This window comes from Hafnia alvei, assembly GCF_034424155.1.
GTDB classification, from domain to species: domain Bacteria; phylum Pseudomonadota; class Gammaproteobacteria; order Enterobacterales; family Enterobacteriaceae; genus Hafnia; species Hafnia alvei.
The window spans coordinates 2,936,049-2,959,977 of the sequence record NZ_CP139992.1 but is presented as its reverse complement, the minus strand read 5'-3'; the positions used below and the strand labels follow the sequence as shown (position 1 = coordinate 2,959,977).

18 protein-coding genes and 1 pseudogene are annotated in these 23,929 nt (G+C 49.0%); 16 read left to right on the top strand and 3 right to left on the bottom strand.

Annotated elements, in window-relative coordinates:
* Window positions 1-15 precede the first annotated feature (15 nt).
* From nuoI to U0008_RS13715, 15 genes are all read left to right on the top strand, one after another.
* Complete coding sequence (nuoI, locus tag U0008_RS13785) at window positions 16-558, top strand: NADH-quinone oxidoreductase subunit NuoI (RefSeq protein ID WP_004092603.1); 543 nt, start codon at window positions 16-18, stop codon at window positions 556-558.
* Window positions 559-568: 10 nt separating this feature from the next.
* Window positions 569-1,147 (top strand): NADH-quinone oxidoreductase subunit J, encoded by a 579-nt coding sequence (gene nuoJ, locus U0008_RS13780; protein ID WP_040046432.1) that lies wholly within the window; start codon window positions 569-571, stop codon window positions 1,145-1,147.
* Window positions 1,144-1,446 (top strand): NADH-quinone oxidoreductase subunit NuoK, encoded by a 303-nt coding sequence (gene nuoK / locus U0008_RS13775; protein ID WP_004092601.1) that lies wholly within the window; start codon window positions 1,144-1,146, stop codon window positions 1,444-1,446. The genes nuoJ and nuoK overlap by 4 nt, the downstream gene beginning before the upstream one ends.
* The gene (gene nuoL, locus U0008_RS13770; RefSeq protein WP_043494141.1) at window positions 1,443-3,290 is read left to right on the top strand and encodes an NADH-quinone oxidoreductase subunit L; all 1,848 of its coding nucleotides are present in this window, start codon (window positions 1,443-1,445) and stop codon (window positions 3,288-3,290) included. Before nuoK ends, nuoL begins: the two co-directional genes overlap by 4 nt.
* A gap of 78 nt (window positions 3,291-3,368) precedes the next feature.
* Window positions 3,369-4,892 (top strand): NADH-quinone oxidoreductase subunit M, encoded by a 1,524-nt coding sequence (nuoM, locus tag U0008_RS13765; RefSeq protein WP_043494140.1) that lies wholly within the window; start codon window positions 3,369-3,371, stop codon window positions 4,890-4,892.
* 6 nt (window positions 4,893-4,898) lie between these two features.
* On the top strand, window positions 4,899-6,371 hold the full coding sequence (gene nuoN, locus U0008_RS13760; protein ID WP_025797909.1) for an NADH-quinone oxidoreductase subunit NuoN: 1,473 nt from the start codon (window positions 4,899-4,901) through the stop codon (window positions 6,369-6,371).
* A gap of 644 nt (window positions 6,372-7,015) precedes the next feature.
* Window positions 7,016-8,200, top strand: coding sequence for an OprD family outer membrane porin (locus U0008_RS13755; RefSeq protein ID WP_248298858.1), 1,185 nt, complete (start codon window positions 7,016-7,018; stop codon window positions 8,198-8,200).
* A gap of 26 nt (window positions 8,201-8,226) precedes the next feature.
* Window positions 8,227-9,120, top strand: a complete 894-nt coding sequence (gene surE, locus U0008_RS13750; protein WP_043494138.1) for a 5'/3'-nucleotidase SurE — start codon at window positions 8,227-8,229, stop codon at window positions 9,118-9,120.
* Between the two features lie 178 nt (window positions 9,121-9,298).
* Complete coding sequence (gene licT / locus U0008_RS13745; protein WP_043494137.1) at window positions 9,299-10,147, top strand: BglG family transcription antiterminator LicT; 849 nt, start codon at window positions 9,299-9,301, stop codon at window positions 10,145-10,147.
* Window positions 10,148-10,306: 159 nt separating this feature from the next.
* Window positions 10,307-12,181 (top strand): PTS beta-glucoside transporter subunit IIABC, encoded by a 1,875-nt coding sequence (gene bglF / locus U0008_RS13740; protein ID WP_043494136.1) that lies wholly within the window; start codon window positions 10,307-10,309, stop codon window positions 12,179-12,181.
* Between the two features lie 3 nt (window positions 12,182-12,184).
* Window positions 12,185-13,579 carry a glycoside hydrolase family 1 protein gene (locus U0008_RS13735; RefSeq protein WP_043494134.1) on the top strand — a complete coding sequence of 465 codons (1,395 nt, stop codon included), beginning with the start codon at window positions 12,185-12,187 and terminating at the stop codon, window positions 13,577-13,579.
* A 154-nt stretch (window positions 13,580-13,733) separates the two neighbouring features.
* Complete coding sequence (locus tag U0008_RS13730; protein ID WP_025797919.1) at window positions 13,734-14,153, top strand: MarR family winged helix-turn-helix transcriptional regulator; 420 nt, start codon at window positions 13,734-13,736, stop codon at window positions 14,151-14,153.
* 41 nt (window positions 14,154-14,194) lie between these two features.
* Window positions 14,195-15,544, top strand: coding sequence for an MATE family efflux transporter (locus tag U0008_RS13725; protein ID WP_043494131.1), 1,350 nt, complete (start codon window positions 14,195-14,197; stop codon window positions 15,542-15,544).
* A 160-nt stretch (window positions 15,545-15,704) separates the two neighbouring features.
* On the top strand, window positions 15,705-17,312 hold the full coding sequence (locus tag U0008_RS13720; protein ID WP_043494130.1) for an ABC transporter substrate-binding protein: 1,608 nt from the start codon (window positions 15,705-15,707) through the stop codon (window positions 17,310-17,312).
* Between the two features lie 133 nt (window positions 17,313-17,445).
* On the top strand, window positions 17,446-18,300 hold the full coding sequence (locus U0008_RS13715; RefSeq protein WP_043494128.1) for a hypothetical protein: 855 nt from the start codon (window positions 17,446-17,448) through the stop codon (window positions 18,298-18,300).
* A gap of 45 nt (window positions 18,301-18,345) precedes the next feature.
* On the opposite strand, the gene U0008_RS13710 is transcribed toward U0008_RS13715, so the two are convergent.
* The 3 genes from U0008_RS13710 to U0008_RS13700 form a co-directional block, all read right to left on the bottom strand.
* Window positions 18,346-18,504: a hypothetical protein gene (locus U0008_RS13710; protein WP_155273778.1), complete on the bottom strand. Its 159-nt coding sequence runs from the start codon at window positions 18,502-18,504 to the stop codon at window positions 18,346-18,348.
* Window positions 18,505-18,736: 232 nt separating this feature from the next.
* Complete coding sequence (gene bglX, locus U0008_RS13705; RefSeq protein WP_043494126.1) at window positions 18,737-21,055, bottom strand: beta-glucosidase BglX; 2,319 nt, start codon at window positions 21,053-21,055, stop codon at window positions 18,737-18,739.
* Window positions 21,056-21,196: 141 nt separating this feature from the next.
* Window positions 21,197-22,267 (bottom strand): LacI family DNA-binding transcriptional regulator, encoded by a 1,071-nt coding sequence (locus tag U0008_RS13700; RefSeq protein ID WP_043494165.1) that lies wholly within the window; start codon window positions 22,265-22,267, stop codon window positions 21,197-21,199.
* Between the two features lie 332 nt (window positions 22,268-22,599).
* Here U0008_RS13700 and U0008_RS13695 point away from each other — a divergent pair.
* Window positions 22,600-23,906 (top strand): annotated as a pseudogene (locus tag U0008_RS13695) (MFS transporter).
* Window positions 23,907-23,929: the final 23 nt, after the last annotated feature.

Here is a 23,929-nt window from a genome sequence, read left to right as displayed (position 1 = left end):
GGGGTGAATGTAACCATGACATTGAAAGAGTTAGTGGTTGGTTTCGGCACCCAAGTGCGCAGCCTGTGGATGATTGGCTTGCATGCGTTTGCTAAGCGCGAAACCCAAATGTATCCGGAAGAGCCGGTCTATCTGCCGCCTCGCTACCGTGGTCGTATCGTGTTAACCCGCGATCCCGACGGTGAAGAGCGCTGCGTTGCCTGTAACCTGTGTGCCGTTGCCTGTCCGGTTGGCTGTATTTCTTTGCAGAAAGCAGAAACCAAAGATGGTCGCTGGTATCCAGAGTTTTTCCGCATCAACTTCTCTCGCTGCATCTTCTGTGGTCTGTGTGAAGAAGCGTGTCCAACGACCGCTATTCAGCTAACGCCAGATTTTGAACTGGGTGAATTTAAGCGTCAGGATTTGGTATACGAAAAAGAAGATCTTCTGATCTCGGGCCCGGGTAAATATCCGGAATATAACTTCTATCGTATGGCCGGTATGGCTATCGACGGCAAAGCGAAAGGCGAAGCCGAAAACGAAGCGAAGCCGATTGACGTTAAAGGTCTGCTACCTTAAGGAGCCAAGCATGGAATTTGCATTCTACATTGCAGCGCTGGTGGCCGTGGTGGCAACGATCCGAGTGATCTCGCATGCCAATCCGGTTCACGCCTTGCTGTATTTAATTGTGTCTTTACTGGCGATTGCGGCGGTGTTCTTCTCTCTTGGCGCTTACTTTGCGGGTGCCTTGGAGATCATCGTGTATGCCGGTGCGATTATGGTTCTGTTCGTCTTCGTGGTCATGATGCTTAACCTCGGTAATTCGGTGGTGGAGCAAGAACGCGCATGGCTGAAACCAACGCTGTGGATTGGGCCGAGCATTTTGTCTCTGATCCTGTTAGCGGTGCTGGTTTACGCCATTATGAGCGTCAACGACCAAGGGATAAGCGGCGACATGATTGACGCGAAAGCGGTCGGTATCGCGCTGTTTGGCCCGTATGTTCTGGCCGTTGAACTGGTATCTATGCTGTTGCTGGCGGGTCTGGTGGTGGCGTTCCATGTGGGACGCGAGCACAAGCAGGGCGAAGTCTTCAGCAAAGCGCCAGAAGCGGATGCCAATAAAGCCAAGGCAATGGCGGTAAAAAATAAGGCGGAGGAGCGAGCATGATCCCGTTACAACACGGTTTAATTCTGGCGGCCATCCTGTTTGTTCTGGGACTGACCGGCCTGTTAATCCGGCGCAATCTGCTGTTTATGCTGATTAGCTTGGAAATCATGATCAACGCGGCTGCTTTGGCATTCGTGGTGGCGGGGAGCTATTGGGGACAAGCAGATGGTCAGGTGATGTACATTCTGGCGATCAGCTTAGCCGCGGCGGAAGCGAGTATTGGCTTGGCGCTGTTGCTGCAATTGCATCGTCGTCGCAACACCCTGAATATCGATACTGTCAGTGAGATGCGCGGATGAACCTACTCTACTTAACAATATTGCTACCGTTAATCGGGTTCTTGCTGTTGGCATTTTCCCGTGGTCGCTGGTCAGAAAATACGTCGGCCATCATCGGCGTCGGTTCTATCGGACTGGCTGCGCTGGTTACCGCCTATGTGGGTTTTGATTTCTTAAGTCAAAAAGCCGACGGCGTACAGGTGTTCAACCAACATCTGTGGAACTGGATGGCCGTGGGTGACTTCGGTATTCCTGTGACCTTAACGCTGGACGGTCTGTCGCTGACCATGCTGTCTGTGGTTACCGGCGTGGGCTTCTTCATTCATATGTTCGCCTCATGGTATATGCGCGGTGAAGAGGGCTACTCGCGCTTCTTCGCTTATACCAACCTGTTTATCGCCAGCATGGTGGTATTGGTTCTGGCGGATAACCTGCTGCTGATGTATCTGGGCTGGGAAGGGGTAGGGCTGTGCAGTTATCTGCTGATCGGCTTCTACTACACCAATCCGGCTAACGGTGCGGCGGCAATGAAGGCGTTCATCGTGACCCGCGTGGGTGACGTGTTCTTGGCGATTGGCCTGTTCATTCTTTACAACGAACTGGGCACGCTGAACATCCGTGAACTGATGATTCTGGCTCCGCAAAAACTGGAGATAGGCTCGACTGCGATTACGTGGGCGACGCTGATGCTGTTGGGCGGTGCCGTAGGTAAATCTGCACAGTTGCCGTTGCAAACATGGTTGGCGGATGCGATGGCGGGTCCAACGCCGGTTTCTGCTTTGATCCATGCTGCGACCATGGTTACCGCCGGTGTTTACCTGATTGCACGTACGCACGGCCTGTTCCTGATGGCGCCTGAAGTGCTGCATCTGGTGGGTATCGTTGGTGCGGTGACGTTGGTGCTGGCCGGTTTCGCCGCGCTGGTACAAACCGACATCAAACGCGTGCTAGCTTACTCAACCATGAGTCAGATCGGCTACATGTTCTTGGCGCTGGGCGTTCAAGCATGGGATGCGGCAATCTTCCATCTGATGACGCATGCGTTCTTTAAAGCGCTGCTGTTCCTCTCTTCTGGTTCGGTGATTTTGGCCTGCCACCACGAGCAGAACATCTTCAAAATGGGTGGATTGCGTAAATCGCTGCCGCTGGTTTACATCTGCTTCTTGGTCGGTGGTGCTGCGCTGTCTGCGTTGCCAATCGTCACCGCGGGCTTCTACAGTAAAGATGAAATCCTGTGGGGGGCGTTGGCTTCTGGCCACGTTAACCTGATGACTGCGGGCTTGGTGGGTGCGTTCCTGACGTCGCTGTATACCTTCCGTATGATTTTCATTGTGTTCCATGGCGAAGCACATACCAAAGCACATGCGGGCAAAGGCATTGCGCATAGCCTGCCGCTGATTGTGTTGCTGGTGCTTTCTACCTTCATCGGTGCGTTGATTACGCCACCGCTGGCGGGTGTGTTACCAGAAAGCCACAGCGGTGAAGCGGGTAAAATGACGTTAGAAATTATCTCCGGCGTCGTGGCTATCGTTGGCATCCTGCTGGCTGCTGTCTTGTACCTTGGGAAACGTCAGTTTGTGAATAGCGTGGCGCAGAGCGCGCCGGGTCGCTTCTTCTCAACGTGGTGGTTCCATGCATGGGGCTTTGACTGGCTGTACAACATGATCTTTGTTAAGCCGTTTAAAGCGATTGCTTACCTGTTACAGCGCGATCCGCTCAACAGCCTGATGAACCTGTTCGCCGTCTTTGCGCGCTGGGGTAATCGTGGTCTTGCGGTGAGTGAAAACGGTCAGTTGCGCTGGTATATGGCATCTATGGGTGTGGGCGCAGTGGTCGTATTGGCTCTGTTGTTATTGGTTAAGTGAATTGAGTTGTCGCCAGCCGGGGGCGGATGCCCTCGGTAACGTGAAAACCGCATTCAATTTTAAGGGACACAAAGCGCCATGTTATTACCTTGGCTAATTCTTATCCCGTTCATCGGTGGCTTTTTAAGCTGGCAGAGCGAGCGCTTCGGCACCAAAGCTCCACGCTGGATAGCACTGATAGCAATGGGTCTGACGTTAGTGTTGTCTGTGCAACTGTGGTTGCAGGGCAGCTATTCTCTGACACAGGCGACGGGTCTGCCGCAGTGGCAGTCAGAGTTCTCCGTGCCGTGGATCCCACGTTTCGGGATTGAATTCCACCTAGCACTGGATGGTTTATCACTGCTGATGGTGGTATTGACCGGCTTGCTGGGCGTTCTGGCGATCCTCTGTTCTTGGAACGAGATCCAGAAGTATCAGGGCTTCTTCCACCTGAATCTGTTATGGATTCTGGGGGGCGTCATCGGTGTGTTCTTGGCCATCGACCTGTTCCTGTTCTTCTTCTTCTGGGAAATGATGCTGGTGCCGATGTACTTCTTGATCGCTCTTTGGGGTCATAAAGCATCAGACGGCAAAACCCGTATCAGCGCTGCCACCAAGTTCTTCATCTACACCCAGTCCAGCGGCTTGATTATGCTGATTGCGATTCTGGGTCTGGTATTTGTTCACTTCAACGCTACCGGCGTGTGGACATTTAACTATGAAGAATTGCTGAACACGCCAATGAGTCACAACGTTCAGTATCTGCTGATGTTGGGCTTCTTTATTGCATTTGCCGTGAAGATGCCGGTGGTTCCATTGCATGGCTGGTTACCTGATGCACACAGTCAGGCACCGACCGCAGGTTCCGTTGACTTAGCCGGTATTTTGCTGAAAACCGCAGCCTATGGTCTGTTGCGTTTCAGCCTGCCGTTGTTCCCAGAAGCATCCCATGAATTCGCGCCTATCGCGATGTGGTTAGGTGTTATCGGTATCTTCTACGGTGCATGGATGGCGTTTGCTCAGACGGATATTAAACGTCTGATTGCTTATACCTCCGTTTCCCACATGGGCTTCGTATTGATCGCGATCTACTCCGGTAGCCAACTGGCCTATCAGGGCGCGGTTATCCAGATGATTGCGCACGGTTTGTCTGCTGCGGGTATGTTCATCATCTGTGGTCAGCTTTACGAACGTCTGCATACGCGTGATATGCGTCAGATGGGCGGTTTGTGGGGCCGGATTAAGTACCTGCCTGCGCTGTCGCTGTTCTTTGCCGTTGCCACCTTAGGTATGCCGGGTACTGGTAACTTCGTTGGTGAGTTCATGATCCTATTCGGCAGCTTCCAAGTGGTGCCGGTTATAACGATTATCTCTACCTTCGGTCTGGTATTTGCCTCTGTTTATTCGTTAATCATGATGCAGCGCGCTTATTACGGTGCACCAAAATCTGACAAACCTCTGCCGGGCATGAGCACGCGTGAGCTGTCGATTATTCTGCTGCTGGTGGTTCTGCTGGTTGCGCTGGGTGTTTATCCTCAGCCGATTCTGGATACGTCCAGTGCAGCAATGACGAACGTGCAACACTGGTTTAGCTCTGCTTCAACTTTAACAACAAGGCCGTAATTCGCCATGACAATAACTCCTCAACATCTGATCGCACTGTTACCGCTGTTGATCGTCGGATTGACGGTGGTGGTTGTGATGCTGTGCATTGCGTGGCGACGCAACCACTTCGTCAACGCAACGGTGACAGTGATCGGTTTGAACCTGGCGCTGCTTTCACTCTATTTTGTGGGGCAGCTTCTTTCTGCAACGGATGGCTCGTTAAACGTAACGCCGCTGTTTCGCGTTGATAGTTTCTCCATGCTGTATATCGGCTTGGTGTTGCTGTCGAGCCTTGCGACCAGCACGTTTGCCTACCCATGGCTGCAAGGCTACCCAGATAACCGCGATGAGTTCTATCTGCTGGTTCTGATTGCAACGCTGGGCGGTATCGTACTGGCTTGCGCTAACCATCTGGCGGCGTTGTTCATCGGTATCGAACTGATTTCGCTGCCGCTGTTTGGCCTGATTGGTTATGCCTATCGCCAGAAACGCTCGCTGGAAGCCGCTATCAAGTACACCATTCTGTCAGCGGCGGCCTCATCGTTCCTGCTGTTCGGTATGGCGCTGCTGTATGCTGAATCTGGCGACCTGTCGTTTGCCGGCCTAGGCAAAAGCATGAGCGATAGCATGCTGCACGAACCGCTGTTGTTAGCCGGTTTGGGCATGATGCTGGTTGGCTTTGGCTTCAAACTTTCACTGGTTCCGTTCCAGCTGTGGACGCCAGACGTGTATCAGGGCGCTCCTGCGCCGGTTTCAACCTTCTTGGCCACCGCCAGCAAGATTGCCATCTTTGCCGTGCTGATGCGTCTGTTTATGTATGCGCCGGTCACCAACAGCGAAACGGTACGTTTGGTTCTGGGCATCATCGCATTCTGCTCCATCCTGTTTGGTAACCTGATGGCGATCACGCAGAGCAACATCAAGCGTCTGCTTGGTTACTCTTCGGTGTCTCATTTAGGCTATCTGCTGGTGGCACTGATTGCGGTTCAGAGTCAGCAAATTTCTGCTGAAGCGGTTGGCGTATATCTGGCGGGTTATCTGTTCGCAAGCCTTGCCTCCTTCGGTGTGGTGAGCTTGATGTCTAGCCCATACAGCGGCCCTGACGCAGAATCCCTGTTCTCTTATCGTGGTCTGTTCTGGCATAAGCCAATTCTTTCTGCGGTGATGACGGTGTCTATGCTGTCTCTGGCGGGTATCCCAATGACGCTGGGCTTCATCGGTAAATTCTATATCGTTACCGTGGGTGTTCAGGCGCATCTGTGGTGGCTGACCGGTGCGGTTGTGGTGGGTAGTGCGATTGGTTTGTACTACTACCTGCGCGTTGCCGTGAGTATGTACCTGCATGCACCTGAAACGCTGGTGCGTGATACGCCAAATAACTGGGCACTGACTGCCGGTGGCGTTGTGGTGCTGATTTCAGGGATCTTAGTGGTTCTGCTGGGTATCTTCCCTCAGCCGCTGATTTCTCTGGTGCAGATGGCACAGCCGATTCTTTAATTGAATCGATAAGGTCATAGCCAAATAAAGCCCTATTAGTTAACGCTAGTAGGGCTTTTTACTTATACGATATTAAAGAATAACTTTACTGAATTAGTCGAAGCGTATTTTTTTGATCAAGGCTAATTAATTAGATGATAAAAATAGAAAATGCATAACAATGTTTGTTAGCCACATCACAAAATAATCTTATTTACGGTTGAAAGGGTTTAGTTTCTAAAATTACCGTGGTAACGTACTTTTAGCTAGAAACATGTTTAGGATTGTTACTGAGTAGCAGGCAAAACCTAAGCTTCTGAATGTATGGCATTGGCCAACAATCGGGAGCTTAGGTTTTTTTTTGCCTCTAGTTTGTTGGTGTTAATAAAGGGTATTAAATCGGATTTATTAAATTCTAATTATTGAGCATTAATTCATTAGGTTCTATTTTGAGCAGCTTATTCTGCTCTCGGGGATCTTTTGTCTAAAATCAGTGCCGAATTTATTCAAGGAAGGGCAGGGAATATAAGATGAGACACAGCAATATAACAATAACGTTATTTTTAATTACCACTGGAATTTTTACTCATGCCAATGCGATGGATATTTCAAGCGGCGGTTTATTTGAGGGTAGCCATTTAGATCTCACGCTCAGAAATATATGGATGCTAAACACCACAGACCAGCGTGCAGATTTCGATGTTGGCGACCAAAATGCCTGGGCGCAGGCGATACATGTAGATTACAGCAGCGGCTGGTACCAAGACACAGTGGGATTTGATGCCTCGTGGTATGGAGTGAGCAAACTATATGCCAATAAAGATTTCTACGGCCGTGATTTATTGCGTGACAACAATGGGCATGCGGAAGGTTTTAATAAGATCGGCCAGCTTTTTGCTAAGGCTAAGTTTGGCGAACAAAAACGGTTCATGAATGTGTATGGCGGCTGGAGAAAGCTGAATAAATTCGGCGCCATTACCACCAATACTAGCCGTGCAGTTCCCAGCACTTGGGAAGGGCTCAGCACTGAGATTGGTTTTGATCAGGTGCAAATAAAAGCGGCGTTGGTGAATCGTTTTTCAGAGCGTGATGAGCCGGAAAAACGTCATTTTTACACGCTGAAAAGCGATAAGAAAATCGACTATATCGCATCCGGTGATATTAGCTGGAAGCCAGAAAAGGGCAAAGGTTTCACCTATTTGGCCGGTGATAGTAAAGATTATTTGCTACGACAAGGCATTGAGGGAAGTTGGTTTTGGCCGCTCTCCGAAAACTCCCGTTTTCTGACTCGCGGCGTGGTGTATTACAACCGTGGCTTGAGCGAATGGGAAGGAACTAAAGCCTTTGAACATGATGCTGAGCACTATTTTGGCCTTATTGGTTATCAAAAAGCGGCTGCGGAATTCGGCGTTGGCTGGTCAAAAACAAAGGCACATTTAAAAGATGGACTGGGTTATTTCTATTGGCATATGGGGAAAAATACCCGTGGCACTTTCAATAGCCCAGCCGATGGAGAAGGGAATGACTACGTTAACGATGGCGAGCAGATGCTTTATGTCTATAGCCAGTATCAGGTTTCACCCGAACTGTTGGTCGGGTTATATGGAAACTATGGCTATGGCATTGAGTACAAAGGGGTTTCGTTAAAAGAGTGGGAATATGGCGGATTCTTCTCATGGTCACCACAGCGTATCGCTGGCCTCAATATTTTTGCGGGCTTTGGCCCTGCTTATACATGGAAACTCGATAGCAAAAGTAACCCATCAATAACCGATGATGGCGATAGTTTCCACCGTGCGAAAGGCGTAGGGGCCGCGGTTCGCGTTGAGTATAAATTTGGTTTGTTTTAATGGTTTCACTGATTAGGAATAACACGATGAAAAAACAACTGATTACCGCTGCTTTATTAGCGTCTACCGCGCTAGTGGCACAGGCCGCCGATCGCCCAATGCGTATTTTGATCGTTAACGACGACGGATGTGAATCCTATGGCACCACGTCGCTACAAACAAAGCTGGCCGCAAAAGGTTATGACGTATGGCTGGTTGCGCCAGCGACCAATCAAAGCGGCATCGGCTCTGCGATTACGTTTAAACCTAACAAGATTTTCGATGTAAAAAAAATAAGCGACAAACAGTACTGCTTCCCTGGAACGCCTGCTGATTCGCTTGATTTTGCTGTGCTGGGCGTGATGCAAGACACGCCGCCCGATCTCGTTATCTCTGGGGTGAACGATGGCCCAAATACTGGCGTTGCTCAACTGAATTCCGGCACGGTATCTGCCGCAGCGCGCGCTGTTCGCTATGGTTATCCTGCCATAGCCGCCAGTATCGGCTATGTATTGAGTGAAAAAGAAATGAAAGCGGGTTGGCCGAGCACCAAGCTTTATTGGCCGCAGGCGGTAGATTATATGGTTCATGTTGTCGATGAACTGGGGAAAAACTGGCAGCCAGGGCAGTCTTTATTACCGAAAGGTTCAGGCTTAAGCATCAACTATCCGCCTCTGGCAAAAGATAAAATAGCCGGTGTGAAATACGTTATCAATGAGCCGCATCCTAAAGCACAGCATCACTACAAGCTGTTACCGGATGGTAAAGCACAGCAAATTATGAACACAGACGTATTAACCCCATCTCAGGCGGATACCGATACCGGCTGGCTTAACAAAGGTTATATCACCTATACCATCATTGACGGTGACTGGAATGCGCCGCAGCTAGAGTCTGAATACCAGCATTTGTTGAATAAACCTGAGCTGCAACATCTGTAGCTAAAACGTTAGTTCGCGGGCGATCGCTATCACGTTTTAGCCATGTGTCCGTTGAGGCAAAGTTTAAAACTGATAGAGTCATCAGTGGATTGTTACTGCGTAAGCAGGCAAAACCTGATCAACTGACATTTGTCAGCGGTCAGGTTTTTTTGTTTCTGGAGTCTAAAAAGGTTAGCCCGTGAAAATCGCCAAAATACTGAATAACAATGTGGTGGTCGTGGTTGATGAACATCAGCGCGAACAGGTGGTGATGGGGCGTGGTTTGGCATTCCAGAAACGTTCCGGTGATGCGGTGGACGAGGCTAAGATTGAGAAAGTTTTCGCACTGCAAAGTGATGAGCTCATCACGCGTTTGAGCGAGCTTTTGAGCCATATACCACTCGAGGTGATGACTACCTGCGATCTCATTATTAACGCGGCAAAAGCGCGGCTCGGTAAATTACAAGATAGCCTGTATATCTCTCTGACCGATCATTGCCATTTTGCGATTGAACGGCAGCAGAAGGGGTTGGCCATTCGCAACGTTTTACTGTGGGAGACGCGGCGTCTGTATCCGAAAGAATATGCCATCGGACAGGAGGCCATTGAGCTGATTGATCGCCGCTTAGGGGTGCGATTATTGGATGATGAAGCAGGATTTATTGCCCTGCATCTGGTTAATGCCCAGCTCAATAGCGAAATGCCTGAGGTAATGCACATCACGCAGGTGATGCAAGAAATCCTGCATATTGTGAAGTACCAACTATCGCTGGAATACGACGAAGAGACCTTAAGCTATCAGCGCTTTGTCACGCACCTCAAGTTTTTTGCTCAGCGCATGCTAGGACGAAATGTGGTGCCTGATGACGATATTACCCTGCATTCGGCGGTAAAGGATAACTACCCGCTGGCATGGCGTTGTGCTGAAAAAATTGGTCGGCATTTAAAGGCGCAGTATCAACGCGAACTGAGTAATGAAGAGATTATGTTCTTGTCTATTCACATCGAAAGAGTTCGCAAAGAGTGTCCAAGCGCGGCAACGCGTTAAAAAATTCACCGTGCCAGATGTTGGCATGGACTAAAGGATTGTTACTGCTTCGGCGGGCAAAACCTGATCGCTTCTCCTGATTTATTTAGGCGAAGGGTCAGGTTTTTTTATATCAGGTTTCCGTAGCCGCTGACGGTGGCAGGCGTAGAGGGAGAGGGAATGAATTATCAAACATTAGCGGTAGATATCGTGGCGGGGGTAGGCGGTAAAGAGAATATCGCCAGTCTAGTGCATTGCGCCACGCGGCTACGCTTCAAATTAAAAGATAGCGGTAAAGCACAGGCCCAAAAACTCAAAGAGCATTCTGGCATCATTATGGTGGTGGAAAGCGGTGGGCAGTTTCAGGTGGTGATCGGTAACCACGTGGGGGATGTTTATCAGGCGGTAAGAAAAGCAGCGCAGCTCAGTGATGATACGCCAAGCGCTGAAGGTGGTGAAAAATCGGGATTACTTGGTCGCTTTATTGATGTTGTATCCGGCATTTTTACACCATTCTTAGGCGTGATGGCCGCTTCCGGTATTTTAAAGGGATTATTGGCGCTAGCCGCGGCCTGTGGCTGGCTATCCGTTACAGGGGGCACCTATCAAATCTGGTTTGCTGCCAGTGATGCTCTGTTCTATTTCTTCCCGCTTGTTCTGGGATATACCGCTGGGAAAAAATTTGGTGGCAGTCCGTTTTTAACCATGGCCATTGGTGGTGCGTTAACACACCCGCTGATGATGCAGGGGTTTAATGCTTCACTCGCCGATAGTTCTGACGCTTATTTCCTCGGTATTCCTATTACCTTTATCAACTACAGTTCGTCGGTTATTCCCATCATTTTTGCTGCGTGGGTCAGTTGCCAATTAGAAAAACGCCTTAATGCCCATATGCCGTCCGCGGTGAAAAACTTCCTCACGCCGCTGTTGTGTCTAGCGATCACGGTTCCGTTAACGTTCCTGTTGATTGGCCCAGTAGCAACATGGCTAAGCCAAATGCTAGCCATGGGGTATCAAGCAATTTATGTGTTTGCACCTTGGCTCGCGGGCGCAGTGATGGGGGGCATTTGGCAGGTCTGCGTGATTTTCGGACTTCACTGGGGATTGATCCCCTTGATGATTAACAACTTTAGCGTGCTTGGGCATGACACCTTATCACCGTTGTTGCTGCCCGCAGTACTCGGCCAAGTCGGTGCGGCTTTTGGTGTTTTCCTACGCACTCGGGATGCCAAGCTTAAAGTGATGGCCGGTTCCGCTGCCACCGCGGGGGTTTTTGGCATCACTGAGCCTGCGGTATATGGCGTAACGCTTCCGCGCCGACGTCCGTTTATTTTTGGCTGCGTGGCCGGAGCTATTGGCGGTGCGATAGTAGGCTATAGCCAAGCAGCTTCCTACTCTTTTGGCTTAGTGAGCGTCTTTACTTTTGCTCAAATTATCCCTCCCGCAGGCGTGGATCTGAGCGTGTGGGGCGCGATTACAGGGTCATTACTGGCGTTGATTATCGCCGCGGTGAGCACCGTTTTGTTCGGTCTGCCTAAAGAGCAGGCGAAGCCGGAAGTGAAGTCTGGTGCCAGGCGCTGGACTGCCGATGAAAATACCGTGCTGTCGCCGATGACCGGCACGGTACTGGCGCTAGAAAACGTGAGTGATAGTACTTTTGCCAGTGGTTTACTCGGGCATGGCGCGGCGATAGTGCCTGAGCTTGGGCGTGTGGTGGCGCCTTTTGCGGGGGAAATAGCGTCCCTATTCCAAACCAAACATGCCATCGGCATCCTCAGCGAGCAGGGGATTGAGCTGTTGATCCACATTGGCATCGATACTGTGAAGCTGGACGGACTGCATTTTACCGCACATGTAAAAGCCGGTGACAAAGTTCAGGCCGGTGATTTGCTCATTGAGTTTGATCGGCAGGCGATCATTGCTGCCGGTTACGATTTAACGACGCCGATAATTATCAGTAATAGCGACGAATTTCTGGATGTGCAGTGCCTGGCACGCACATTAACCCAAGAGGGCGAACCACTGCTGGTGGTAAGCCGCGAACATAAGGAATAACCGATGAAACTTTTTCCGCAGGATTTTCTTTGGGGAGGCGCGGTAGCCGCTAATCAGGTTGAGGGTGCGTATCGTGAGGCAGGCAAAGGCTTATCAACCTCAGACGTTCAGCCGCAGGGTATTTTTGGGGATGTAGTGGAGCGTCGTGAGGGTGACTTTGGTATTAAAGATGTCGCAATTGATTTTTATCACCAATATCCACAAGACATCGCATTATTTGCAGAAATGGGATTCAAATGTTTACGAACTTCTATTGCTTGGACGCGTGTTTTCCCACATGGCGATGAGGATCAGCCTAATGAAGCGGGTTTAGCTTTTTATGACAGTTTGTTTGATGAAATGGCTAAATACGGTATTCAGCCGGTAGTGACGCTTTCTCATTATGAAATGCCGTGGGAATTAGTTAAAAAATATGGCGGCTGGGGGAGCAGGAAAACAATTGGTTTTTTTGAGCAGTATGCGCGCACCGTATTCCAGCGCTATCAACATAAGGTTAAATATTGGCTCACGTTTAATGAGATCAATATGTCGCTGCATGCGCCTTTAACCGGTGTTGGGTTACCCGAAGGTAGTAGCAAAGCAGAAATATATCAGGCTATCCATCATCAATTAGTGGCCAGTGCTAAAGCGGTGAAAGCCTGTCATGAGATTATCCCCGATGCCAAAATAGGTAATATGCTATTGGGCGGTTTAATGTATCCACTATCGTGCCAGCCACAGGACGTATGGGAAACGCTCCAGCAAAATCGGACTTGGCTATTCTTTGGCGACGTACAATGCCGTGGGGAATATCCCGGCTATATGCTGCGTTATTTCCGTGAAAATAATATTACGCTTGATATCACCCCAGAGGATCGTCAGGCGTTAAAAACGACTATCGACTTTATTTCTTTCAGCTATTACATGACGGGGTGTGTCACGGCTGATGAAGAATTAAATCGTAAATCCCGCGGTAATATTTTGGATATGGTGCCAAATCCACATTTACCAAGCTCAGAGTGGGGCTGGCAAATAGATCCGACAGGCCTGCGCATTTTGTTGAATATGCTGTGGGATAGATACCAAAAACCGTTATTTATCGTTGAAAATGGACTGGGAGCGAAAGATAAAATTTCCGCAGATGGCGCGATTCATGACGCTTACCGAATTAGCTATCTTAACGATCATCTGGTTCAGGTCGCGGAAGCTATCGACGATGGCGTTGAGGTGATGGGCTATACCAGCTGGGGGCCGATTGATATCGTCAGCGCGTCGAAGGCCGAGATGTCAAAACGCTACGGATTTATTTACGTCGATCGAGATGATCACGGTGAAGGAACCCTTATCCGCAGTCGCAAAGATAGTTTCTATTGGTATTCTGAGGTGATAGCCAGCAAAGGGGAGAGCCTTAAAGCCTAAGCCTATCTTTCAGACGGCCTAAATGTATAGGTCGTCTGAAACCAATTAGAAAATAGTTTTTATCCTGAGAATATTTATTTTCGCCCAATTGCCTGTCTAAATTTAGTATGTTAGCCTAACTAAATTATTTCCCCTCTTCGAACTGAGTCCCCGAATGATTGACGATCTGAAAAAACTTCAGTGGCACCTCTGGTTTTGCTGGCGCGAAGTCTCGCGTCAAAGCGGCAGCATGGAGCTGACGAACAGCGAGTTTGACTATCTTTATGCGTTATTAGAACACCCGCAGGGGATGCGCCTTACGGAGCTGGCGGAGTGTATGAAAGTGAGCAAAGCTTCCGCCAGCGCCATGGTGAGCAAATTAGAAAAACGCGGTTACATTCAACGTATTTCCTGTCCTGAGGATGGCCGCGCAACGTTGCTACAGGCCACCGAGAAAGGCGCGGCGTTAGAAAAGGAAGAGATGGATATCTATGCGCAAACCACTCAGCAAATGGCGGCCTCGTTAACGCCAGAAGAACAACAGCAGTTTGAGCGTTTGCTCCACAAAGCCTGCGGCAGCTTAAAAACAGGCTGATAGCAATGAAAAATAGATAAGAAAGAGATCTGGGAAAAGTTATGTTGCAGCAAAGTATTACCCGTACATTCTGGCACTACAGTATTCCGGCTATTGCCGCCTTGTTGATCAGCGGTTTATACCAGATTGTCGATGGTGCCTTTATCGGGCATGCGATGGGCGCTGAAGGCCTTTCCGCCATTAATATGGCTTGGCCACTGTCGGGCGTTTTGCTTGCGGTGGGGATGATGATCGGCATGGGCAGCGGCGCGCGCTGTTCATTGGCGCAGGGCGAAGAAAAAATTGATAAGGCGCGGCGCATTTTAATGCAGGTATTCTGGCTGTTGATCGCCATGGGTATCAGCGTGGGTCTGTGCATCGTTTATTTCGCCCCAATGTTTATGCGCTTGCAAGACGCATCTGGCGTTATTGAAAATTATGGCATTGATTACTTAACTATTATTGGTATTTCGGGACCCATTGTCCTCGGCAGTATCGCTATGCCGCTGTTGGTGCGCAACTTAGGCGCGCCAAGGTTAGCGACTATTGCCATGCTGACGGGAGCGCTGCTGAATGTGCTGATGGATTATGTGTTCATCATTCGCTTGGGTTGGGGATTAAAAGGCGCGGCGATAGGAACGATAATCAGTGAAAGCGTGGCGGTGATTATTTGCATCGGATTTGTTTTCAGCCGCTACAACAAATTACGACCACAGCGCGAGCACATTGCTTTTAACCTGCGCCTCAGTTTGGAATCTCTAACCACCGGTTTTTCCAGCATGCTGATGTACCTTTATCTCAGCGTGGTGGTTATGATGCATAATCTGCTTTTCATGAAGCACGGTGGGCCAATAGAAGTGGCCGCCTATGGCATCGCCAGCTATCTGATTGGTTTCTATTACCTGCTCGCCGAAGGCGTATGCGGGGGAATGCAGCCGCTGGTCAGTTACTATTACGGCGCACGCCAGCCGGAGAAGGTACGTCAGGTCTTAAAGTTAGGTTTGATGACCGCAGTCGGCGGCGGCATTGCGTTAGCGGTCGCGATACTGATTCTTCCCTCGCTGTTTACCAGCATCTTTATTTCTGATGACAGCGCGCTGCACGTGGCAACCATTCACGGCCTGCGTCTGCATCTGTTTGTGATGTACTTGGATGGCTTTATCGTGCTCGCCGCAACGTTCTTCCAAGCATTAGGCCATGCCCGCTATGCTACGTTTATCACGCTGAGCAATATGCTGATCTTGTTCCCATTCCTCGGTTTTTTCCCGTGGGTATTCGGTCTGGACGGCGTGTGGTTGGCGATGCCTTTATCGAACATCTGTTTATCGATAGTGGTGGTGTTAATGCTTAAGCGGCAGCTGCGACGTCTTGGTATCCGCTTGACGCCTAAGAAAGAATCGTTAGCTAGCTGAATGAATGAGTAAGTAAAATCCAGCCTTGATATATGGCTGGATTTTTTTATCCACTGCTTTGAGAAACAAGGCCAAAAAACATTTTTCGCGAGATCCCACACAGCAATCGGCAGTAGGCGGGCGTAAGGTACGCGCATTCACGCATTGAAAAGGGAATATCATGAAAAAAATGTCGCCATTATGGCTGGTCAGCCTGATAAGCGTGGCACCGTTATATGCTGCTCAAATCCCCGCAGGGACATCGCTCTCTCCCCAACAGATTTTCCGCTACAACAACCATGCGGAACCCGCGACGCTCGATCCACAAAAAATTGAAGAAAACACCGCCGCGCAGATCGCGCTCGATCTGTTTGAAGGGCTAGTGTGGTTGGACGGCAAGGGTAAGGTACAACCCGCGCAGGCTGAAAGCTGGAAAGTGAGCGCGGACGGCAAGCAGATCGACTTTACGTTGCGTAAAAATTTGCGTTGGTCAGATGGCTCTGCATTGACCGCTGATGATTTTGTCTTTGCGTGGCAGCGAGCGGTTGATCCTGCCACAGCGAGCCCATTTGCCAATTATTTTGCCGCTGGGCATGTGGTTAATGCGGCTCAAATTGTGAGCGGAAAAATGAAACCGCAGACGCTGGGTGTACAAGCGCTAGATGTACGAACCTTACGCGTGCAGCTAGAACAACCGACACCGTGGTTTATTTCGATGTTAGCGTGGCCCACAACGTTTCCGGTTCCACATGCGGTGGTGACGCAATGGGGAGAACGCTGGACTCAGCCTGAACACATCGTCTCTAACGGTGCCTTTGTGTTGGCTAAGCGCATAGTGAATGAAAAAATCGTGGCTAAACAAAACCCTCAATATTGGAATCGTTCTGAAACGGTATTAAAACAGGTTGAGTATTTAGTGGTCGACAGCGCGGTTTCTGGTTACAACCGCTATCGTGCTGGTGATTTAGATCTCACCTGGGTGCCTGCCGATCAGATTAAAAATATTCAGCAAACTATGCCGGATGAATTACATATTATTCCGCGTTTAAACACCGAATATTATAATTTCAATATTACGCGGCCGCCGTTTGATGATGTTCGCGTGCGTCGTGCTTTATACCTCACCGTGGATCGTGAGCTGATCGCTCATAAAGTTTTAGGGCTACGAGAGCCAGCCAGTACGCTAACCCCGCCTCAGGTTGCTGATTTTAAGCCACCGGTATTTGATGAATTAAATGAACCGTTAGCTCAGCGAGCTGTATTAGCTCAAGGATTGCTACATCAGGCGGGGTATGACGAACGGCATCCATTAAAGTTTGAGCTGTTTTACAATAAATATGACCTGCACGAAAAAACGGCCATAGCACTTTCTTCACAATGGAAGAAGCTACTGGGTGCACAGGTGACGCTGCGTAACATGGAATGGAAGACCTATTTAGATGCGCGACGGGCAGGGGATTTTATGCTGTCACGTCAGTCTTGGGATGCGACCTATAATGAGCCCTCAACGTTTTTGAATACGCTACGCTCCGAAAGTGTGGAAAACGTTGGGCATTGGCAAGATGCCGAATATGACCGGCTATTGAAGCAGGCGGAGAACGTATCCGATCCCGTTATGCGTAATGTTTTATATGCGCAGGCCGAAGTACGAATCAACCAACAAGCGCCGATCATTCCAATCTACTATCAGCCGCTGATTAAACTACTGAAGCCTTACGTTGGTGGTTTCCCCACCCACAACCCGCAGGACTATGTATATAGCAAAGAGCTGTATATTATCTCACACTGATGTTATCAGTGCTTAATTCAATATATCACTATCTGGAGATCAAAATTCTTTGGTAGTGATATACCATTGTTTATTCATGATGATAATTCTCCTGAATACAATGATGTAAAGCATAGCTTTATAAGGATTTGAAATGAGCAGTGATAACAAGGATGTGGGAATGGGTATGCTAGCAGCTCACGCAATTGAAATTGAAGAGACTAATTCAATACCACGGGTGCCCAAGTATATCAATCGGGCAACCAAATGTGGTTGCTGGGTAAGCATATTTTATGCTGCTATTACAACTATATTTGTGATTGTTGGTATAATGTCAAAAGGATTTACTTGGCGTTTTTTACCGCATGAAACCACTGTTATTTTATTAACCTATGGCGGGTATAAACGTAGCAGGGCGTGCGTTATACTTTTACTGATTTATTTTTTATTAAATCAAGCTATGATGCTACAATCAGTTCCTTTTTATAATTGCTATGCTATTAATATTTCATTAATAGCCTTGGTTTTTTTATTTTCTTACGGCATTGCAGGTACGATAGCGTTTCATCAATGGAAAAAAAGGAAAAATACGACAGTTAAACAACTGAAGGTTACTACTGCGCTCTGTGTATTATTATCATTTTCATTGTATTGCGGTACGTTTATTACATGTGAGCTCTTGGCTAAGAAGGTTGCTCGGAATACACTGATTGAATTTGATAAGTATATTGCCAAAAATAAAAGTGAAAATAGATACCCTGTAAAAATAAACAATGATGTTACATTAAGAGATGTGTATCGTGATGATAGTAAAATCACTTATGAATACGTCATGAATATCAACAAAGAGAGTTTCACCCGAGTCAAACTTTATAGTTATGGTTTGTCTGCATTTAAGCGAGTCTGCGCCTTGCCTATATTTTCTGCAACTGATATCAAAGTCGAGTATTTGTTGATTCTAGATACGGAATGGATTAGCATGGTCTATGATAAAAGGGACTGTCGCTAGGCATACTCATGCTTTTTTTGTAGTCTGGTCACTGAAAATAAGAAATTACTCAGTGACCGTATAAATAACATCACAGATAAAATACGTAACGGTAAAAATACTCAGAATTGCCCATATGTTAGCTTCTCCCAGCATACTGGCTAATAGCGCCAGCGATAGGCTAAAACCAAACATAATAACCCATGTGATGATTTTGTTCGGCATGACATTCCACCTTTGTTTACAATGTACTCATTGAATACCAGTATGAACCGCAGGTGGAATAATGCCAGTTTATAAAGGTTAGCTTATATCGGGTAATGTCAGTAAGTTTCAAGAAATGTATTTTCTTGCGGTATTAATATCAGGCTATATAAAATAAATTTATTGGCGGATAGAAAAATTAAGCCTCCCTCAATGAAATAGGGAGGCTTAAGGATAGAATTAACCAGAATGCTTAAAGTAACTCAAATTCAGCTTTATTTACGCGCTGTGAATCGAGGCCAATGAATACGTTAAACGTGCCCGGCTCTGACACATATTTCATCGATGCATTCCAGAATTTCAGCTGGTCGGCATCAATTTTAAAGCTGATGGTCTTTTGTTCGCCAGATTTCAACGTGATTTTCTCAAAGCCTTTTAGCTCTTTAACAGGGCGACTCATTGACGCCGTTTTATCCTGTAGATAGAGCTGCACTACGGTGGCACCGTCACGCTTGCCGGTGTTTTTTACTGTGACGCTGGCGGTTAAGCTGCCGTCACGCTTCATCACTGGGCTCGACATTTTTACATCGGACACGCTGAAGGTGGTGTAGCTCAGTCCATAGCCAAACGGGTAAAGTGGGCCGTTGGCGGCATCATAATAGTGAGAAGTATACTTCTCTGGTTTCTCTGGATTATACGGGCGACCGGTATTCAAGTGGCTGTAGTAAATCGGGATTTGACCCACAGAGCGCGGGAAGGACATGGGCAGCTTACCCGATGGGTTGTAATCGCCAAACAACACGTCAGCGATGGCGTTACCGCCTTCGGTGCCTGAGAACCAACTTTCTAAAATAGCATCGGCCTGCTGATCTTCTTTTTCAAGCGCCAGTGGGCGACCATTCATCAGAACCAGTACCAATGGTTTACCCGTTTGCTTCAGTGCGGCTATCAGATCGCGTTGGCTCTGTGGGATGGTGATATCGCTACGGCTCGATGCTTCGTGTGCCATACCCTGAGCTTCACCCACGACGGCGACGATAACATCCGATTTTTTAGCCGTAGCTACCGCTTCATCAATCATCGCCTGTGGCGATCGAGTATCCACGTTCACGGCTTTTTCATACAGGTTCAGAAAATCAGTGATCCCCGGATCGTTCGAAACGTTGGCACCCTTGGCATATAAAATTTGTGCATTGTTACCGACCGCATTGCGCAGGCCTTGCAAGACGGTAATAGACTGATCGACCACACCCGCCGCAGACCAGCTGCCCATTACATCACGCTTGCTGTCGGCTAGAGGGCCAATAAGCGCGATAGTGCCCGATTTTTTCAACGGCAGGGTATCCAGACGATTTTTCAGCAGCACCATGCTTTCACGCGCCACGCTGCGCGCTTCTGGTCGATGCAAACGGCTTTCCGCGTTGGTATCGACAGGATCTGAACCAACAGGCCCTAAGTGGCTGTAGGCATTGGTGAATAGACCCATATCATATTTCACGTTTAGAACGTGGCGTGCCGCGTCGTCGACTTCTTTTTCGCTCACGCGTCCGCTTTTGACCAAGCCGGGTAGGTATTTGCTGTAATATTCGTCGCTCATACTCATGTCGATGCCGGATTTCACCGCCACGCGCACGGCGTCTTCAGGATCGCTGGCAACGCCGTGCTTAATGAGCTCTTTGATTGCGCCGTGATCGCTGATGGTGATGCCTTTAAAATTCCATTCGTCGCGTAGCACGTCTTTTAATAACCAACTGTTAGACGTTGCCGGTGTGCCGTTAATGGAATTGAGCGATACCATGACGCCGCCGCTGCCCGCGTCGAGTGCGGCTTTATACGGCGGCATGTAATCTTGGAACAAACGCTGCGGGCTCATGTCCACGCTGTTGTAATCACGTCCGCCTTCCACTGCGCCATAGGCGGCGAAGTGTTTCACGCTGGTCATGACCGAATTACGATCGGCCGGGTTTTTACCCTGCATGGCTTCAACCATCAAACGGCCCATTTCGGAGGTCAGATAGGTGTCTTCACCGAAGCCCTCTGAGGTACGTCCCCAGCGTGGATCGCGGGTGATATCGACCATCGGCGCCCACGTCATATTTAGTCCATCTTCGCTGGCCTCATAGGCTGAAATACGCCCAACGGTGGTGACCGCATTACGATCCCAACTTGACGCTAAACCGAGACTAATAGGGAAAACGGTACGTTGGCCGTGAACCACGTCATAGGCGAAAAACAGAGGGATTTTCAGGCGGCTAAGCTGCATAGCCTGATCCTGCATTTTGCGGATGTCTTGGCGGGTCACGGTGTTAAAAATAGCCCCGACCTGACCCTGTTTGATCATCTCGCGAATGGCTTCTTTAGGATTGTCTGGTCCCACGCTGATAAGGCGCATTTGGCCTATTTTTTCATCGAGCGTCATCTTGCTCAGCAGATCGGTTACGAAAGCATCACGCGCCTGTGTGTATTGCGGTTTCACCATTGGGTGAACGGGTTGGGTTGTGTCTGCGTGAACAGGAGACAGAGTAGTTGCAATCAGTCCTGCGACCAGACTGAGCGAGCAAAGCCATTTCATCGCGGAATTATCTCTCGTATTGGCTGCTAAGCAGCGGATGGAAGTGAGCACAGTTTGCCACAGGCTTTATTAGCACACCCTTCATATTTAAGGTGGAACCTCAAATAATAGTGAATGAACTCAAGGCTGAGCGGGGCGCTTTTAACCATAAACCCCGTCTTTTTGCACCAAGGCCTGATTTTGGCTGGTTCGGATGCGGCGAACCGAGTCGCGAGCCACCAGAGTTCCGTTCAACAATAAATTGCCCAGCGGTGTGTTTGGCTGCATGAGTCGTCGTTGCAGCATGCGCACCGCTTCCTCGCCTAATTCGTCCCTAGGTACGTGAACCGAAGTAAGCGGAATATCGTGGATAGCGGCCAGATTGAATCCGTCCATGCTCATCACGGAAATATCCTGCGGTACGCGCAGTCCGGCTTTTAAGAGGGCATTCACGGCGCCCACCGCCATATAGTCACCCCCAGCAAGGATGGCGGTTGGACGATGTTCGGCAGGGCAATGTTCAAGAAATTGAGCCACGGCAAGCTCTGCATCTGCGGCACCAAAACTGGGCGCGGTGAGCAGGGTATCGTCGCTATTAAAGGGAAGATTATGTGCTTGATAGGCTTCACGAATGCCGGCCAAGCGCAGTTCCATGGTATAGCGACGCAGGCAAAGTAGATGCAAAACGTGGCGATGCCCCTGTTCAAAGAGATAGTTTGCAGAGAATTCGCCGATGGTTTGGTGGTCGGGGGCAATACCGGGCAAACGCATTTTGCGATCGCGGCAGTTGATCAGAATACAGGGTTTGCCTAAGTCTGCGGCGAGAGAGTGGATATAGGGATCGTCAATGCCAATCAGCATCGCGGCCTCGGTGGCGGGCTCGTTCATTTTTTGCAGGAAGAGGGAGACATCGCTGTCATTTTCCTCCAAGCAGCAATAGCGCAGTCGAACCTCGTGAGGCTCCAGCGCTTGAACAATCCCTTGGATCACCTTGTAGTAAAAGATGTCAGACCGCACGTCAAATGCGCGCTGGGGAGCAAACACCACCAGCCCGTTAAGCAGCATTCTTCCCGTAGAGATCTCATCCAAGACACCCTGCTGGCGCGCTGAGGCTAAAACCCGCTGTTTAGCCGCTTCACTGGTATTCGATTTTCCGGATAGAACGCGCGATACCGTGCTGATAGAAAGCCCTGTTTGAGCGGCAATTTCGCGGATTTTTAGCTTTCCGTTCATTTTGTGATCTCGTTCAAATTCGAAAATGACAAAATTTTCATAAGCCAATAATCGCCACACAGCGGAAGTTCTTGACCGAAAACAGTGAATTCCAAGAGTCGCATGAAAATCTTTGCAAAAAAGTGCGTATCCCCACGTTTTTAACTTCTTTACTCTCAATTGGTCGACCAATTACAAGCGTTATCTTGGTCACAAAAATGGATAATTAAATTAAAAATCAAATGTATAGTCATAAATAGCGATATTCTTATTGGTAAGACACATTTCAAAAAGCTCTATACCAACAATGTGTTCAGCCGACTGCATATTGCTACTGCGACCAGGGGATCACCATGAGTCTTGATATGAATCAACCGGCTGTGGCTGTAAAGGAAAAACGCAAGATTAAGAACCTACGCTGGTGGATGTTGGCGCTGTTCCTGCTGGGGGTGACAGTTAACTACATCACGCGTAACTCGCTAGGGATTTTGGCACCAGAATTAAAAACCAGTCTGGGGATGACCACTGAGCAGTATTCGTGGATCGTGGGTGCCTTTCAGATTGCCTATACCGTTTTCCAGCCGCTGTGCGGCTGGCTGATCGACGTGATTGGCCTAAAGCTTGGATTTCTGATTTGTGCGGGGATTTGGGCGTTGATGTGCATGCTCCATGCGGGAGCCGGTAGTTGGATGCAGCTGGCGATCCTACGCTTCTTTATGGGCGGAGCGGAAGCCGCGGCAACGCCAGCCAATGCCAAAACCATCGGTGAATGGTTCCCGAAAAAAGAGCGCCCAATCGCAGCGGGATGGGCCGGAGTCGGTTTCTCGATTGGCGCAATGCTTGCACCGCCGATTATCGTGGTTGCCCATGTTTCATTTGGCTGGCAGGGCGCATTTATGTTCTCTGGGGTTCTGGCCATGCTGTGGGTGGTGCTGTGGTGGCTGTTCTACCACAATCCCGATCAACACCCGAATTTAAGCAAATCTGAGCTGGATTATATCAAGCAGGATAACGAGCCTGCGCCGGTTAAGCTGCCGTTCTTCAAAGCGCTAGCCACAGTGTCTAAAAATAAACGCTTTTATGGTATCGCCATTCCGGCATTTATGGCTGAACCGGCATGGGCCGTGCTGAGTTTTTGGGTTCCGCTTTATTTACTAACGAACGCGGCATGGATCTTAAACAGATTGCGATGTTTGCCTGGCTGCCGTTCTTGGCTGCGGATTTAGGCAGCGTAGCCAGCGGATATCTCACGCGTATTTACGCCAAGATCTTTGGCACCTCACGCGTGAACTCTATCGTAGCCAGCTCGGTCACCGGTGCATTCCTGATGATCTCACTGGCGCTGGTGGCAATCACCAAAGACCCTTATATCACCATTGCGTTGATTTCCGTTGGCGGCTTTGGTCATCAGGTGATCTCCTGCATGTTGAGCGCCTTGGTGGTTGAATCTTTCGACAAAGGCCAAATGGCCACCGTAAACGGGATGCGTGGTTCCTTTGCGTGGATCGCCAGTTTTCTGTTCTCACTCCTGATTGGTGTGACCGCCGATAAAATTGGCTACAACCCGCTATTTATCGCCATGGGCTTCTTTGACCTGATTGGCGCCGTATTCCTGATTGCTTTTATTGCTGAACGCCGCCAGAAGCCGCGTCAGGCCTGATCCTTTAAATTTTTGGAAGAATT